The following is a 16,175-nucleotide window of genomic DNA, read 5'->3' on the forward strand; positions in this document are numbered from 1 at the left end:
CAGATTTAAACGAAGCGATTATAAGCACAGCCCACCGTATTTTCACTTAAGCAAAATGCACAGGATTGTTAAAAATTATTTGCAGGCGATGGTGTTAACAGGCGCTTTATGGTGGAGTAGTGCCTCTCTCTGTCACGCATTAAAGGAAAGCGTATGAAATCAGGTCGCTACATTGGGGTGATGTCGGGAACGAGTCTGGACGGGGTGGATGTGGTGCTGGCCGCCATTGATGACACCATGGTCGCGCAACAGGCAAGCCTGACGTTTCCTATTCCGCTGCCGCTGAAAGAGGCGATCCTGAACATTTGCCAGGGGCAACAGCTTACGCTTTCGCAATTTGGCAGGCTCGATACCCAGCTCGGTAAGCTCTTTGCCGATGCGGTACTGGCGTTAATGGACAGAGAACAACTTCATCCTGAAGATATTGTGGCGATTGGCTGCCACGGGCAAACCGTCTGGCATGAGCCGGGCGGTATCGCGCCGCATACTTTGCAAATTGGTGATAACAACCAGGTTGTTGCCCGCACCAGCGTGACGGTGGTAGGCGATTTTCGCCGCCGTGATATGGCACTTGGCGGGCAGGGCGCGCCACTGGTGCCGGCCTTTCATCACGCGCTGCTGTCACACCCGACCGAGCGGCGCATGGTGCTCAACATCGGCGGCATTGCCAATTTATCGCTGTTAATTCCAGGCCAGCCGGTGCGCGGTTACGATACCGGGCCGGGCAATATGCTGATGGACGCCTGGATCTGGCGGCAAAAAGGCAAACCGTACGATAAAGACGCGCAGTGGGCCAGCGAAGGTAAAGTGGTGCTGCCGCTGCTGCAAAACATGTTAAGCGATGCCTATTTTGCCGAACCCGCGCCGAAAAGCACCGGCCGAGAATATTTCAATTACGGTTGGCTTGAGCGACATCTGGCGCTTTTCCCGGCGCTCAGCGCCAGCGATGTACAGGCAACACTGGTAGAACTGACGGCGGTGACGATTTCGGAACAAGTGCTGCTGAGCGGCGGCTGCGAGCGGTTGCTGGTATGCGGCGGCGGCAGCCGTAATCCGCTCCTGATGGCGCGCCTGGCGAGCCTGCTGCCCGGCATAGAAGTTGCGCCGACGGATGTCGCCGGGATCAGCGGCGATGATATGGAAGCGCTGGCCTTCGCCTGGCTGGCATGGCGCACGCTGGCCGGGTTACCAGGCAACTTACCTTCCGTCACCGGTGCGTCCGCGCCTTCGGTGCTGGGGGCGATTTTCCCGGCAAACCCGCGGCAGAATCAGAGTTAACCGAATTTCACTTTAGTGGTACCCCGCTAGACTGACCAGGCTTAAGGAGAGCGTTTCGCTCTCCGTGACCAGGACAGTCCCGGGAATATCCTATGAAAAAAATCTTAATCGCCTGCCTGCCCGCGCTGCTTGCCGGGTGTAGTTATTACAACCAATTCGTCGAGCGCATGAACACGGATACCCTTGAGTACCAGTGCGACGAAAAACCCCTGACCGTAAAACTGAATCAGCAGCGCCAGCAGGCCAGTTTCGTCTGGGATGACAAACTGCTGACGCTGCAACAAGGGCTATCAGCTTCGGGCACGCGTTATACCGATGGTGTCTATGTCTTTTGGTCGAAAGGCGACAGCGCGACGGTTTATAAGCGCGATCGCATCGTGCTGAATAACTGCCAGTTACAAAATCCGCAGCGTTGAGATTTTCACCGGGGGGCGCATAATAGCGTTCCCTGACCACAACTTTCGCTAACGCCATGTCTGATAACGATCAATTGCAGCAAATCGCGCATCTTCGCCGTGAATACACCAAAGGCGGTCTGCGCCGCAGCGACCTTCCCGCAGAACCGTTGAGCCTGTTTGAGCGCTGGCTGGGCCAGGCCTGCGAAGCCCAGCTTGTCGATCCGACCGCCATGGTCGTGGCAACCGTGGATGAACACGGGCAACCGTATCAGCGCATTGTGCTGCTTAAGCATTATGACGAGAAAGGGTTGGTGTTTTATACCAACCTCGGCAGCCGCAAAGCGCACCATCTCGAACACAATCCTGCGATTAGCCTGTTGTTTCCCTGGCATATGCTTGAGCGCCAGGTGATGGTCATTGGCAAAGCAGAGCGCCTGTCGACGCTGGACGTGGTGAAATATTTTCACAGCCGCCCGCGCGACAGCCAAATCGGTGCCTGGGTATCAAAGCAATCGAGCCGCATTTCCGCGCGCGGTGTGCTGGAAAGTAAGTTCCTTGAACTGAAGCAGAAGTTCCAGCAGGGCGAGGTCCCGCTGCCAAGTTTCTGGGGCGGTTACCGCGTCAGTATCGAACAAATGGAGTTCTGGCAGGGCGGAGCCAACCGCCTGCACGATCGTTTTTTGTACCAGCGTGAAAATAACGCGTGGAAAATTGACCGTCTGGCCCCGTAATCCCCGAAAAATGTTGTGATAAGCGCTGGTGCAACGTAGCCCGGCGCTTTATTCTATCTGCCCCCCTGAAGTATCCTTTCGCATCTGGCGAAAAGTCGTGTACCGGCAAAGGTGCAGTCCGTTTTATACATGGAGAATTTGATGGCTAGCAGTAACTTGATTAAACAATTGCAAGAGCGGGGCCTCGTGGCTCAGGTGACGGATGAGGAAGCGTTAGCAGAGCGACTGGCGCAGGGGCCAATCGCGCTCTATTGCGGCTTCGATCCCACCGCAGACAGCTTGCATTTGGGGCATCTGGTTCCATTGTTATGCCTGAAACGCTTCCAGCAGGCTGGCCACAAACCGGTCGCGCTGGTGGGTGGCGCTACAGGGCTTATCGGCGACCCGAGCTTTAAAGCCACTGAGCGTAAACTGAACACCGAAGACACCGTGCAGGAGTGGGTGGATAAAATCCGCAAACAGGTCGCACCGTTCCTCGACTTCGACTGCGGCGATAACTCCGCGATCGCGGCGAATAACTACGACTGGTTTGGCAACATGAACGTGCTGACCTTCCTGCGCGATATCGGTAAACACTTCTCTGTTAACCAGATGATTAACAAAGAGGCGGTGAAACAGCGCCTGAACCGTGACGATGTCGGCATTTCGTTTACCGAATTTTCCTACAACCTGCTGCAAGGCTACGACTTCGCCTGCCTGAATAAACTGCACGGCGTGGCACTGCAAATTGGCGGTTCCGATCAGTGGGGTAACATTACTTCCGGTATCGACCTGACGCGTCGTCTGCACCAGAACCAGGTGTTCGGTCTGACCGTTCCGCTGATCACCAAAGCCGACGGTACCAAGTTTGGTAAAACCGAAGGGGGTGCAGTATGGTTGGATCCGAAGAAAACCAGTCCGTACAAGTTCTACCAGTTCTGGATCAACACCGCCGATGCCGATGTTTATCGCTTCCTGAAATTCTTCACCTTTATGGACATCGCCGAGATCAACGCGCTGGAAGAAGAAGACAAGAACAGCGGCAAAGCGCCGCGTGCGCAGTACGTGCTGGCCGAGCAGGTCACGCGTCTGGTGCACGGTGAAGAGGGGTTGATTGCGGCGAAACGCATCACCGAAAGCCTGTTCAACGGTACGCTGAGCGATCTCAGCGAAGCCGATTTTGAACAGCTGGCGCAGGACGGTGTGCCGATGGTTGAGATGGACAAAGGCGCGGATCTGATGCAGGCGCTGGTTGATTCCGGGCTGCAACCGTCACGCGGTCAGGCGCGCAAAACCATCGCCTCGAACGCAGTCACCATCAACGGTGAAAAACAGGCCGACCCGGAATATTTCTTTACCGATAGCGATCGCCTGTTCGATCGTTACACGCTGCTGCGTCGCGGGAAGAAAAATTACTGCCTGATTTGCTGGAAGTAAGCCGGGCATAACAAAAAAGGCGGGGAAATCCCGCCTTTTTTATGCAGCAAACCTGATTAAATCCCTTCCGCTGCCAGTGCCGCCGCCACCGCCGGACGTGCCGCCACGCGCGTCATATAAGCGTCGATGTTGGTCAATTCAGCCATATTCAGCTTCACTGCCCGCGCCCAGCGCAGCACCGTAAACAGGTAGCCATCGGCGATGGTGAAGTGCGGGCCGCTGATCCACTCGTTGTTGCTCAACGATTCGTTAACGTATTGCAGCTTTTTCTCGAGCAGAGCGCGAACCGTGGGTTTGAACGCTTCCGGCGTCTCCGGGCGGAAAAGTGGGGTAAACCCTTTGTGCAGCTCGGTGGCAACAAAGTTCAGCCACTCCAGCGTCTTGTAGCGCGGTAATGTACCGACCGGAGCCAGAAGCTGGCTTTGCGGCGCGCTGTCGGCAACGTACTGCATGATAGCCACGCCTTCAGTCAGCAGCGTGTTGTCATCCAGCAGCAGCGCAGGAATTTGTCCTTTCGGGTTAATAGCAAAATAATCATCGCCATTTTCCAGGCGCTTTTTCATCAGATCGACGCTGACAAGCGCGATATCTTTCCCGGTTTCGCGCAGAGCGATGTGGGAGGCAAGGGAGCAGGCACCGGGTTTGTAAAACAATTTCATCGACATTTCCTTTTGGCTAAATTCCGGCATAGGTTATTACGCTGGCGCATAAAAAAAAAGCCGCTAACTTGCGTTAACGGCTTGATATTTCGTATTCCCCGCGGCGATTAGGCCGTAGCGGTTTCGGACGCTTTGCTGGTCGTATCGTCGCTCTGCGTCATGCGGTTCAGCTTCGGTGCCATCAGGATCATCAGCGCAGCAATCACGGCTGTCGCAATGCCAATCTGCAAGAAGACGGAGCCGTAGATGTCCAGGGACATCAGCGGGTCTGTTACGTTTTCCGGGATCGCCATCTGGTTTGCCACATAGCCCGCAATGATGTTCGCGCCTGCGGTGGTCAGGAACCAGCTACCCATAATGAAGCCCATCAGGCGTTGCGGCACCAGTTGCGCAACCATCGCCAGGCCGAGACCGGAAATCATCAGCTCACCGATACTTTGCAGGCCGTAGCTCGCAATCAGCCAGCTCACAGACACGATACCCGCATCAGAGGCGAATTTCGTCCCGAGCGGCAGCACCAGGAACGCACCAGAGCACAGCACCATACCAATCGCGAATTTGTGCGGCATCGGCAGGGTGTCACCCATTTTGTTGTAGATGGCCGCCAGAATCGGGCTACCAATGATTATCCAGAATGGGTTAAGCGCCTGATACTGCTCCGGCTCAAACGCGATGCCGAACAGGGTATGTTCAACGTTACGGATGGCAAAGAAGTTCAGGGAGGTCGGCATCTGGCTGTAGAGCACGAAGAAGACAATAGCCTGAACCATCAGGATGAAGGCCACGATCATCTTACGGCGCGCCGCATCTTTCAGGGCAAAGGTCTCTTTAGCGAAGAGGCAGATAATGCCCAGCGCAATCACGCCCAGCACCATACGCGCGATACCCTGGTTGTGCAGCAGCCAGGTAGCAATGGCGACCAGCGCGACAACACCGACGATAGTCGCCAGCAGATAACCAATACGCAGCGGTTCGAAATCCGGTTTTGAACCGTAGTTTTTGACCCAGCGTTTGCAGAAAGCAAAGTTAACAATGGTGATCAGCAGACCAACCACGCTCAGACCAAACGCGGTGCTCCAGCCAAAGCGGACAGCAAGCCACGGCGTTGCCAGCATGGAGAAGAAGGAACCGACGTTAACAGCCATGTAATACATGGTGAATGCACCGTCGAGACGCGGGTCATCTTTGTCGTAGCAGGTAGAGAGCAGGGAAGACGGGTTAGCTTTAAACAGGCCATTACCCACGGCAATAGCCGCCATACCCATATACACGATACCGGCGTCATGACCAGACCAGGCCACCAGCGCATAACCGATCGCCAGCACAATCGCGCCCAGCATGATCACGCGTTTGGTACCCAGCACTTTGTCGCCCAGCCAGCCGCCGATGGCAACCAGACCGTAAACCAGGGCGCTAAAGGAGGAGAACAGCGTAATTGAGTCTGATTCGGACATACCCAGTTGTTTCACCAGGTAAACGGCCATAATGCCTTGCAGGCCGTAGAAACCAAAACGCTCCCATAATTCAATGGAGAAGATCAGATAGAACGCTTTCGGTTGTTTAAAAGCGTTCAAGCTGACGCTTTCTGTTGGTTTGTTTGCAGTTGACACATATACCTCTTTTTTTACATCCCATATTAACGGGGGTGTTCAGCGCGAAATAACCAGAGCTCGTCGCGCTTATAGTTATATTGGGAGGGGAAACGGCGGGTAATGTTCACTATCCTGGGCGTTGAGGCAAGCCTTTTGACATATTCTGTTACATAGATCCATACCGTTACATTGCTCGGCAAATCTAATTGTTATTCAGAGTTAAATTTTACCAACCTGACAAACATGGATTTTTCCACTAATGTTTAGCGGCTTAGAAAGGTCTTAAGGTATATGTTCTACTGTTTTACTTGTTAAGTAGTGTATCGGGCTGGTTTGATAGAATTATCTGGTTATATGTCCCGCAAAGAAATGCGCAAACTTTGTTCATGGCCTGCTTAATTTTGCATATTTAGCTCTTTTTTAACATTGCGTTAGCAACTCCAATACAATAGCCATGGGGTTGGATTTTTTTCTTCTAAAAAAAGGATTCATCTTTCTGTATACGCATAAGCGGATAATTATCTGTTTAACGCTCTCTCTTCCACCTGAAAATGTGCTTATAAGGTTGATTTGCAGAGTTGTGAGGAATATCACAACGCTTAATGTCAAAAAATCAGCCACTTTAAGCAAGATGACAGACTGTCCGGATGCTGAATAGATCAATTATTTTGCATTTTTTGCCTGAATGCCGCGCATTGTTCATGACAGCGCAGCGCGGCGCTGGCAGACTTCAGCCACTCTTTTTTATTGTGGGGCAATTGTATGAACTTTCACCCGTGGCTCAATGCGTTACATATCGCGTCGGCCATTATCTGGATTGGCGGCATGCTAGTGATGGCGGTCGTGGCGGGCTGGTGCGCGGTACAGGCGGATAAAACCGCTACGGCAGGTCTGCTGATCGAGGTACGACGCTGGAGCCGAAAAGTCACGACCCCCGCGATGATATTGCTATGGATTGCAGGGGTTGTAATGGTAGTGGCGCATGGCCAGATGCCGCATTTGTGGCTGATCGTGAAGATTGTGGTCGTGCTGTTGCTGTCCGGGCTGCATGGCTTCCTCTCTGCCACACTGCGCCGGATGGCAACTGGCGAGGCAGTGAAAGGCACAGGTGCGATTGGCAATGCCACCGCGTTGATTATCGTTGCGGTGGCGGTGATTATCCTGATGGCGGTACTGCGTCCGTTCTGATGCGTTATTCGACCTTGCAGTCGTACTCACACAGGTCTTCGATAATACAGGAGCCGCAGCGGGGTTTACGGGCGATGCAGGTGTATCGCCCGTGCAGGATCAGCCAGTGATGGCAATCGACTTTAAATTCAGCCGGCACCACTTTCAGCAACTTCTCTTCCACTTCTTCGACATTCTTGCCCGGTGCGAAACGGGTGCGGTTAGAGACGCGGAAAATATGCGTGTCCACTGCGATTGTCGGCCAACCAAAGGCGGTGTTGAGCACCACATTCGCGGTTTTACGCCCGACGCCGGGTAACGCTTCCAGCGCCGCCCTGTCTTCCGGGACTTCGCCGCCGTGCTTTTCCAGCAAAATACGGCACGTTTTAATGACGTTTTCCGCTTTGCTGTTAAACAGACCAATCGTTTTGATGTACTGCTTCACGCCCTCGACACCCAACTCCAGCATCGCTTTTGGCGTATTCGCCACCGGATAGAGCAGCGCCGTCGCCTTGTTGACGCTGACATCCGTCGCCTGAGCAGAGAGGAGAACGGCAATCAGCAACTCAAACGGCGAGTTGAAGTTAAGTTCGGTAGTCGGGTGTGGGTTGTTTTCCCGTAAGCGGGATAAAATTTCCAGCCGTTTTGCTTTATTCATCAGGCCTTCCTGGGCGAGGTCTCTGCGGTTTCACTGACGATAGCCGCTGCGGCGCGGCGTTTTTTCATTTTTTGATCAATAAGATACTTCACTGCCAGCATCATGCCGAGGCCAATAAACGCGCCCGGCGGCAGCATCGCCAGCAGGAAAGGGGAATCCGTATGGAACACTTCAATGCGCAGCACTTTCGCCCAGCTTCCCAGCAGCCCGTCCGCGCCGTCAAACAGCGTGCCGTTACCGAGGATTTCGCGCATTGAACCGAGCACAAACATGGCGCAGGTGGCACCCATGCCGATGGAAAAACCATCCAGTGCCGAGAGCGCCGGGCCTTTTTTCGCGGCGAACGCTTCCGCGCGCCCGACAACAATACAGTTGGTGACGATCAGCGGAATAAAAATCCCCAGCGACTGATACAGCCCGAACGCGTAAGCATTAATCAGCATCTGCACGGCGCTCACCGCCGAGGCGATGATCATCACATAAACAGGAATGCGGATCTCCGGCGGCGTCCAGCGCCGTAACAAGGAGACAAACAGGTTGGTCAGGGTCAGCACCAGCGTGGTCGCCAGACCTAACCCGAGGGCGTTGGTGGCAGTGGACGTTACCGCCAGCAGCGGGCACAGGCCCAGCAACTGCACCAGTGCAGAGTTGTTTTTCCACAACCCCTGGACAATAACCTCTTTGGCTTCGCTCATCGTTTACTCTCCACAACCCGGCAAACGGGAAAGCTGCTCAGGCAGCGTCATTGCGTACAAGCCGGTGCGTTTTACCGCATTCACCACTGCGCGCGGCGTGATAGTGGCACCGGTAAACTGATCGAAATCACCGCCATCCTTTTTCACCGCAAAATGGTGATCGGCAGGACCGTCGATTTTCTTACCAGAAAAATACGTGATCCAGTCACTGATACGCAGCTCAATTTTATCGCCGAGACCCGGTGTTTCATGATGCTCAGTAACGCGCACACCAAGCACTGTGCCATTAAAATCTGTGCCAACCAGCAATTGAATAGCACCGGAATAACCATCCGGCGCGGTGGATTCCAGTACCGCAGCGACCGGTTTGTCATCCTGTCTGGCAATCCACACTTTATGCTGCCCTTTACCAAGGGCCGGATCGCTCACCCGATAACAGCTCTGCTGAAGCACATTATTATAGCTGTCGCCCGGGATGACCTGGTCGAAGAGGGCTTTTTGCTGTAACGCTGCCTGTTCGGCAATCGTTGTTTTGGTCATTTGATCAATGGCGGCGGTCAACCCGGTCGAACCGGCAGCGAACAGTGCCAGCGTCACGCCATGTTTGCGCATTGTTTTCAGCATGACGGCTCCTCAGCGATGCCCGTACGCGCGCGGACGCGTGTAATAGTCAATCAATGGCACGGTAATATTCGCCAGTAATACGGCAAACGCTACGCCGTCCGGGTAACCGCCGAAGCTGCGGATCAGCCACACCAGCAAACCTGCCAGCGCGCCAAAAATCAGGCGGCCTTTGTTGGTTGTGGAGGCGGTAACCGGGTCGGTCAAAATAAAGAACGCGCCTAACATTGTCGCGCCCGACAGCAAATGCAGATGCGGCGCAGCCACCGATTCGGGCGAAAAGATCCAGCCGAGCGTCGAGCAAACGGCCAGCGAGAGCAGAAAACTGACCGGAATATGCCAGCGAATGGTTTTCTGCCACAGCAAAAAGAGGCCACCCGCCAGATAACCGAGGTTAACCCACTGCCAGCCTGCTCCCGCCAGCACACCGCTGTAAATCGGGTATTGCAGGATCTGCTCAACGCTGTGCCCGGCATGCAGCGAGGTTTTAAAGGTGTCCAGCGGTGTGGCCTGGCTGACGCCGTCAATACCGATGCGCAGGGTTTCCATCGTCGCGCCTGATGCGCTGTGTCCGGTGAAAATCACCTGCAATGCGTCCATCATGCCCGGCACTGTGCGGGCGATTTCATAGGGCGGCAACCAACTGGTCATCTGCACCGGAAAAGAGATAAGCAACACCACATAGCCAATCATCGCCGGGTTAAAGGGGTTATGGCCAAGGCCGCCGTACAGCTGTTTAGCAATAATCACCGCAAACACCGTACCAAGCACCACCATCCACCATGGGGCGAAAGGGGGAATACTTATCGCCAGCAGCAAGCCGGTTAATAATGCTGAGTTATCTGCAAGGATTGTGCCGACGTTTTGCTTACGTAATGTCAGCACCAGTGCTTCTGCCAGCAGGGCGCTGGTGACAGCTAATACTACCTGTATCAGTGTTCCCCAACCGAAAAACCAGAGCTGCGCGGCGATGCCCGGTATCGTTGCCAGCGTGACCAGCAGCATAATGCGCGAGGTCTGACGCTGGTTATGGGTATAAGGGGAACTTGCGATTCTGAAAACCATTTAATCCTCGTTAACAGCTTGCTGCGCGGCTTTTTTAGCCTGAACTCGGGCGATGGCCGCTGCGACTGCCGCTTTACGCGGATCGTCATTGGCAGCTTGCGGGACAGGCGATTCTTCTTTTGTTTGCGCGGCTTTCTGCGCTTGCTCCAGTTTTCGCGCTTTCGCGCGCGCAATCGCCGCTTCAACCGCTGCTTTGCGTGGATCACCCGGCTCAGGCGTTTCTTCCTGTGCGACTGGCGCTTCATCAGACGTCTGCGCCGCTTTGCGCGCTTTCGCGCGCGCAATCGCCGCTTCAACCGCTGCTTTGCGTGGATCAACCGGCTCAGGCGTTTCTTCCTGTGCGACTGGCGCTTCAACAGACGTCTGCGCCGCTTTGCGCGCTTTCGCGCGCGCAATCGCCGCTTCAACCGCTGCTTTGCGTGGATCAACCGGCTCAGGCGTTTCTTCCTGTGCGACTGGCGCTTCAACAGACGTCTGCGCCGCTTTGCGCGCTTTCGCGCGCGCAATCGCCGCTTCAACCGCTGCTTTGCGCGGATCAACGGGCTCAGGTGCTTCTTCTTGTCCGACTGGCGTTTCAACAGACGCCTGCGCCGCTTTTCGTGCTTTGGCGCGGGCAATAGCCGCTTCAACTGCCGCTTTACGCGGATTGGCGGCTTCCGGCGCATTTTGCGCTTTCTCAGCCTGACGGGCACGCGCTTCGGCCTTGCGGGCTTCGCGCGCGGCAATCACCTCGCTGTTATCCGGTTGCGTACCGGCCTGGATTACCATCGGCTGCGCGGCGTTGGCCTGTTTTTCTTTCACGCGTGCCAGCGCCGCCTCGATCGCCTGTTTGTCTTTTTCAGCAGGTTGCGCAGCGGCTTGCTTGTGACGTGCCTGACGCGCAAGTTTGTCTCGCTCAAGGCGGGCCTGGCGGGCTTCAAAGCGTGCTTTCGCTTCGGCAGTGCGTTTCTCTTCCTCGGCAATGGCATAAATTTCCGCTTTCTCCTGACGGAAATATTGCACCAGCGGAATATTGCTCGGGCAAACCCAGGCGCAGGCACCGCATTCGATACAGTCAGAGAGATTGTGCGCGGTGGCTTTGTCGTGCTGTTGGCCTTTGCTAAACCAGTAAAGCTGCTGCGGCAGCAGATCCGCCGGACAGGCATCGGCGCAGGCGCTGCACCGGATGCAGCCTTTCTCTTCCTGCGGCTCGCCCATTTCGCTGGCAGAGGGAGCAAGCAGGCAGTTAGTGATTTTCACCACTGGCACGTCGAGCCACGGCAGGGTGAAGCCCATCAGTGGGCCGCCCATAATCACCAGTTGTTCAGCGGAAGGCTGGAACCCGGCAAAATCCAGCAGATGGCTAACCGGTGTGCCCAGCCGCGCCCAGACGTTGCCCGGTCGAGTCACGGCTTCACCGGTCAGGGTAACAACACGTTCCGTTAAAGGCTCACCGTCGATCACTGCGCGTTTTACCGCGTAAGCTGTACCGACGTTTTGCATCAGCACGCCGATATCCGAAGAGCGGCCGCCGTGCGGCACCTGTTTACCGGTGAGGATTTGCGTAAGCTGTTTCGCCCCGCCGGAAGGGTATTTGGTCGGGATCACTTTCAGCTGAATATCATGGCTGCCCGCCAGCACTGCGCGCATCATCGAGATAGCGTGCGGTTTGTTGTCTTCAATCCCGATCAGCACCTGACGAGGTTGCAGGATGTGGGCAAGGATACGCACGCCTTCCATAATTTGCGCCGCGCAATCCTGCATCAGACGGTCATCTGCCGTGATATACGGCTCACACTCGGCGGCATTGATAATCAGCGTATCGACTTTATTGCCCGCGCCTTGCAGCTTCGCGCCAGTCGGGAAACCTGCGCCACCCAGACCAGCAACGCCAAACTGGTGAATGCGCTCAATTAACGTTTCAACGCTGTGCGTGCGGTAATCCTGCCAGCCTTCGCGCGGGATCCAGCGATCTTCGCCATCGGCTTCAATAATGACACTCAGCTCCGGCAAGGCGGAAGGATGGGCGGTGGAGTGCGGCGCAATGGCTACCACGGTACCGGAGGTCGGCGCGTGTACCGGCAACATGCGGCCACAACCGCGGGTCAGCGGCTGGCCGCGCAACACGTTATCGCCCACGTTGACGCACAGTTCACCTTCAGCGCCGATATGCTGTTTCAGGGGGATAACAAAACGCTTCGCCAGCGGCACCTGGCGCAGCGGCGTACCGTTAGACTGGGTTTTCATTTCAGGCGGGTGAATGCCGCCGTGAAAATCCCACAGTTTATCTTTTCGGAAAGCGGAAAATAACTTAAGCATGGTGTTCCACAGGAATAGTGCGCACCGGAATGGCCTGCAAATCCCATTTCCAGTTCTGCGTGGTGGTTTCCACAGGGCGCAGTTCGATGCACTGCGTCGGGCACGGATCCACACAAAGGTTACAGCCGGTGCAGAGATCGCTTATTACCGTGTGCATGGCGCGCGTTGCGCCGACAATCGCGTCCACCGGGCACGCCTGAATGCATTTGGTGCAGCCGATGCAATTGCTCTCATCAATAATCGCCAGCATACGAGCCGGCTCTTGCGCGTCAGTATCACCGTCAATCGGCTGCGGATCGACATTCAGCAGCGTGGCGATTTTCAGCATCACGGCTTCGCCACCCGGAGCGCAGCGATTAATTTTTTCCCCCTGCGTGCCCACCGCTTCGGCGTAAGGGCGACAGCCAGGATAACCGCACTGCCCACACTGGCTTTGCGGTAACAATTCATCAATGCGTTCAACGACCGGATCGTCCTCCACCGCAAAACGGCGGGACGCATAGCCGAGGATCAGGCCGAACAGCAGCCCGAGCGCGCTCAGGGCGGCAACGGCGATATAAATCGCGTTCATTACAATTTCACCAGACCACTAAAGCCCATAAAGGCCAGAGACATTAAGCCTGCCGTTATCAACGCAATCGCATTACCGCGAAATGGCGCGGGCACATCGGCGACGGCCAGACGCTCGCGGATAGCGGCAAACAGCACCATCACCAGCGAGAAGCCGACGGCGGCGGCGAAGCCGTACAGCGCCGATTGCATGAAATTATGCCCAAGGTTGATATTGAGCAGGGCAACGCCGAGCACCGCGCAGTTGGTGGTGATCAGCGGCAAGAAAATCCCCAGCAGGCGATAGAGCGCCGGGCTGGTTTTACGCACCACCATTTCGGTGAACTGTACCACCACGGCAATAATCAGAATAAAGGCCAGCGTGCGCAGGTAGACTAAATCCAGCGGGATCAGAACCCAGGTATCGATAAGCCAGGCGCAGATAGAGGCCATGGTCATGACGAAGGTCGTCGCCAGCCCCATGCCCATTGCGCTTTCCAGCTTTTTGGAAACACCCATAAACGGGCACAGGCCAAGAAACTTCACCAGGACGAAGTTATTGACCAGCACCGTTCCGATAAATAGCAGAAGATAGTCTGTCATTATGTGGCCTGAAATAAAAAAAGCCGCCTATTATCGGCCAAACAACACCGGGCGACAACAGGATAACTGTAAGGTTATTACGGATTAATAAAGGTCTTCTTAACGCGCGCAGAGCGCTTGAAGTAAGGAACCAGCAACGCGGCAGCCAGCAGCGGAAACAAGAGCTGGCGCACGGCCAGTTCGTCGGAAACCGGGGAAAAAGCAAAGGCTTTTACCGCCAACAAAACATAGACCAGCAGCCAGATAATATAGTGCTTCGGCACCATGCTGCGGCGTTTAAAAAACGCGATAACCAGCCACAGCGTGTAATACCAGATGGCGATAGTCGATGCGAACGAGACAAACCACAGCACGGTCTCTTTCAGCGGCTGTGCGCCGAGCGCCGTCACCGACTGCGGGGTTAACAGCGCTGTGGCATACAGCAGTAACGCCAGCGAGGTACTTAATAACGCGACCAGCAACCAGGCCAGAGGAGCGAGTAACCAGCCTCCGATTCTCTCTGCGGGTGTTGTTGTCATGCGCGTTCCTCTGTTAAGGCATTCATGCGATTTATTGCCGGGCGACGAGTATAAAGGATTATGTGATGAATGCCAGTGTCGTTAAAGCACGTAGCGCCATACCGAGCGGGGAACGCACCCAATGTCAAACAAGCGGCCGCCGGAAACCAATTCTGCGCGGCGGTGATCGGCGGCGCGGTACATATTGATGATTTCACTGCTTTCGGTCAGCGTGTAATTGAGGTGATCGAATAATTTTTCCAGGCTTTCAAGCGAACTGATTTTGCGAAATTTTAATAAATAGTCCTGCACGGTCATGTCGAGGGGTGTCCATATATGAAAGAGGCAAAACAGATACCGCTAATTCGCTCAAATAATAAACATTATTACCCGGGCGTAAATAGCGGGAGAATATTCTGCCGTTAAATTAAGAGTTTTCTTTTCTACTGAAACCAGACGCCAGAACAGCGTCCGGTGGAGAAGATTAACGTCCTTCGCCATCACTGGCAACCCGCATCTGACGCTCAACGCTGGCGTGCGGGAAGGTGTCAGCGATTATTTCTTTTGTGCCACAGCGCTCGGTTCAGGCGGCTGATAATTATCGATATGGCTGGCAAAAACCAAAAGGAGGGTCGAGACACCGAGCGCGACCCAGCCCATGAGTTCAATAATCCGGTTGAATACTGCGATCATACTGCTACTACTCCCTGAGGTTAGCTCACACACCTGCCACCACATAAAGGTGCTGGCCGCAAATTTAAGCAGATTTTTTATCCTTAAACCAGCGCGAAAGGCGACTAATTCATTCGTCAGGCTAATAGGTTGCGTAACAGGTTGTCGCCGCCGGGCAGATGGTGTGAAATGGGGGCTCCACTGAGAAGAGGCCGCTATATGAGTGACATTATCCGTGTTGGATTAATTGGTTATGGCTACGCTAGTAAAACATTTCATGCTCCGCTGATTGCGGGTACTGCGGGAATGACGCTGGCTGCTATTTCCAGCAGTGATGAATCGAAAGTGAAAACGGATTGGCCAGCCGTACAGGTCGTTTCAGACCCTAAACGCCTGTTCAACGATCCGAATATCGATTTAATCGTCATCCCTACGCCGAACGACACCCACTTCCCGCTGGCAAAAGCGGCGCTTGAAGCCGGTAAACATGTGGTAGTGGATAAACCGTTTACCGTGACACTGTCACAAGCTCGTGAGCTGGACGCGTTGGCGCGTAGCTGTGGTCGCTTGTTGTCAGTGTTTCATAACCGCCGCTGGGACAGTGATTTCCTCACCCTGAAAGCGCTCCTGGCCGACGGCGCGCTCGGTGAAGTGACCTATTTCGAATCGCACTTCGATCGTTTTCGCCCGCAGGTGCGTAACCGTTGGCGTGAACAGGGCGGTCCGGGTAGCGGCATCTGGTACGATTTAGCGCCGCACTTGCTCGATCAGGCGGTCAACCTGTTTGGTCTGCCGGTTTCTCTGACTGTCGATCTGGCGCAACTGCGCCCGGGTGCACAATCCACCGACTATTTCCACGCCGTGCTGGCTTATCCGCAGCGTCGCGTCGTACTGCATGGCACGATGCTGGCAGCGGCAGAATCTGCGCGTTATATCGTGCATGGCACGCGTGGAAGCTACGTAAAATATGGGCTGGATCCGCAGGAAGAGCGCCTGAAAAACGGCGAGAAATTGCCGCAAGAGGACTGGGGTTACGACATGCGCGATGGGGTATTAACCCGGGTGGATGGCGAAGAGCGCAAAGAAGAGACCTGGCTGACGCTGCCGGGTAACTACCCGGCGTACTATGCGGCGATCCGTGATGCGCTCAACGGCGTGGGGGAAAACCCGGTTCCGGCGAGCCAGGCTATCCGCATCATGGAACTGATTGAATTGGGTATTGAGTCGGCAAAACATCGCGCGACCCTGAGTCTCACCTGAAAAACGCGCGCGGCTT

The 16,175-nt window shown here is 55.1% G+C and carries 18 protein-coding genes; 6 read left to right on the forward strand and 12 right to left on the reverse strand.

The annotated features are described in order from the left end of the window. The first annotated feature begins 153 nt into the window (after positions 1 to 153). The 4 genes from anmK to tyrS all read left to right on the forward strand — a co-directional run bounded on the left by anmK (position 154) and on the right by tyrS (position 3,823). Positions 154 to 1,278, forward strand: coding sequence for an anhydro-N-acetylmuramic acid kinase (anmK, locus tag Q5705_01330; protein WLI77232.1), 1,125 nt, complete (start codon positions 154 to 156; stop codon positions 1,276 to 1,278). Between the two features lie 92 nt (positions 1,279 to 1,370). Then, complete coding sequence (gene mliC, locus Q5705_01335; GenBank protein WLI77233.1) at positions 1,371 to 1,694, forward strand: C-type lysozyme inhibitor; 324 nt, start codon at positions 1,371 to 1,373, stop codon at positions 1,692 to 1,694. Between the two features lie 56 nt (positions 1,695 to 1,750). Then, positions 1,751 to 2,407, forward strand: a complete 657-nt coding sequence (gene pdxH, locus Q5705_01340; protein WLI77234.1) for a pyridoxamine 5'-phosphate oxidase — start codon at positions 1,751 to 1,753, stop codon at positions 2,405 to 2,407. A gap of 141 nt (positions 2,408 to 2,548) precedes the next feature. Next, complete coding sequence (gene tyrS / locus Q5705_01345; protein ID WLI77235.1) at positions 2,549 to 3,823, forward strand: tyrosine--tRNA ligase; 1,275 nt, start codon at positions 2,549 to 2,551, stop codon at positions 3,821 to 3,823. Positions 3,824 to 3,879: 56 nt separating this feature from the next. Here tyrS and gstA read toward each other — a convergent pair whose 3' ends face one another. Then, a complete protein-coding gene (gstA, locus tag Q5705_01350; GenBank protein WLI77236.1) occupies positions 3,880 to 4,482 on the reverse strand; it encodes a glutathione transferase GstA in 603 nt (200 codons plus the stop codon). Between the two features lie 107 nt (positions 4,483 to 4,589). Next, positions 4,590 to 6,092 carry a dipeptide/tripeptide permease DtpA gene (gene dtpA, locus Q5705_01355; GenBank protein ID WLI77237.1) on the reverse strand — a complete coding sequence of 501 codons (1,503 nt, stop codon included), beginning with the start codon at positions 6,090 to 6,092 and terminating at the stop codon, positions 4,590 to 4,592. A 744-nt stretch (positions 6,093 to 6,836) separates the two neighbouring features. Between dtpA and Q5705_01360 the strand changes: the two genes are divergently transcribed. Further along, positions 6,837 to 7,262 (forward strand): CopD family protein, encoded by a 426-nt coding sequence (locus Q5705_01360; GenBank protein ID WLI77238.1) that lies wholly within the window; start codon positions 6,837 to 6,839, stop codon positions 7,260 to 7,262. A gap of 4 nt (positions 7,263 to 7,266) precedes the next feature. Here the strand turns inward: Q5705_01360 and nth are convergent, their stop codons facing one another. The 10 genes from nth to blr form a co-directional block, all read right to left on the reverse strand. Further along, positions 7,267 to 7,899 (reverse strand): endonuclease III, encoded by a 633-nt coding sequence (gene nth / locus Q5705_01365; protein ID WLI77239.1) that lies wholly within the window; start codon positions 7,897 to 7,899, stop codon positions 7,267 to 7,269. Next, entirely contained in the window at positions 7,899 to 8,594 is a 696-nt protein-coding gene (locus tag Q5705_01370; GenBank protein WLI77240.1) for an electron transport complex subunit E, read from the reverse strand. Before Q5705_01370 ends, nth begins: the two co-directional genes overlap by 1 nt. A gap of 3 nt (positions 8,595 to 8,597) precedes the next feature. Continuing rightward, positions 8,598 to 9,218, reverse strand: a complete 621-nt coding sequence (gene rsxG / locus Q5705_01375; protein WLI77241.1) for an electron transport complex subunit RsxG — start codon at positions 9,216 to 9,218, stop codon at positions 8,598 to 8,600. 9 nt (positions 9,219 to 9,227) lie between these two features. Further along, entirely contained in the window at positions 9,228 to 10,280 is a 1,053-nt protein-coding gene (gene rsxD / locus Q5705_01380) for an electron transport complex subunit RsxD (protein WLI77242.1), read from the reverse strand. Further along, positions 10,281 to 12,578, reverse strand: coding sequence for an electron transport complex subunit RsxC (gene rsxC, locus Q5705_01385; protein WLI77243.1), 2,298 nt, complete (start codon positions 12,576 to 12,578; stop codon positions 10,281 to 10,283). Then, positions 12,571 to 13,149 carry an electron transport complex subunit RsxB gene (rsxB, locus tag Q5705_01390; protein WLI77244.1) on the reverse strand — a complete coding sequence of 193 codons (579 nt, stop codon included), beginning with the start codon at positions 13,147 to 13,149 and terminating at the stop codon, positions 12,571 to 12,573. Before rsxB ends, rsxC begins: the two co-directional genes overlap by 8 nt. Next, a complete protein-coding gene (gene rsxA / locus Q5705_01395; GenBank protein ID WLI77245.1) occupies positions 13,149 to 13,730 on the reverse strand; it encodes an electron transport complex subunit RsxA in 582 nt (193 codons plus the stop codon). The genes rsxB and rsxA overlap by 1 nt, the downstream gene beginning before the upstream one ends. Before the next feature lie 77 nt (positions 13,731 to 13,807). Next, the gene (locus Q5705_01400) at positions 13,808 to 14,248 is read right to left on the reverse strand and encodes a DUF2569 domain-containing protein (GenBank protein WLI77246.1); all 441 of its coding nucleotides are present in this window, start codon (positions 14,246 to 14,248) and stop codon (positions 13,808 to 13,810) included. A gap of 81 nt (positions 14,249 to 14,329) precedes the next feature. Next, positions 14,330 to 14,545, reverse strand: coding sequence for a transcription modulator YdgT (ydgT, locus tag Q5705_01405; protein WLI77247.1), 216 nt, complete (start codon positions 14,543 to 14,545; stop codon positions 14,330 to 14,332). A 237-nt stretch (positions 14,546 to 14,782) separates the two neighbouring features. After that, entirely contained in the window at positions 14,783 to 14,920 is a 138-nt protein-coding gene (gene blr, locus Q5705_01410) for a division septum protein Blr (GenBank protein WLI77248.1), read from the reverse strand. A 198-nt stretch (positions 14,921 to 15,118) separates the two neighbouring features. Between blr and Q5705_01415 the strand changes: the two genes are divergently transcribed. Beyond that, a complete protein-coding gene (locus Q5705_01415; GenBank protein ID WLI77249.1) occupies positions 15,119 to 16,159 on the forward strand; it encodes an oxidoreductase in 1,041 nt (346 codons plus the stop codon). Positions 16,160 to 16,175: the final 16 nt, after the last annotated feature.

The sequence above is a fragment of the Kosakonia sp. H02 genome (assembly GCA_030704225.1).
Taxonomy (GTDB): Bacteria; Pseudomonadota; Gammaproteobacteria; order Enterobacterales; family Enterobacteriaceae; genus Kosakonia.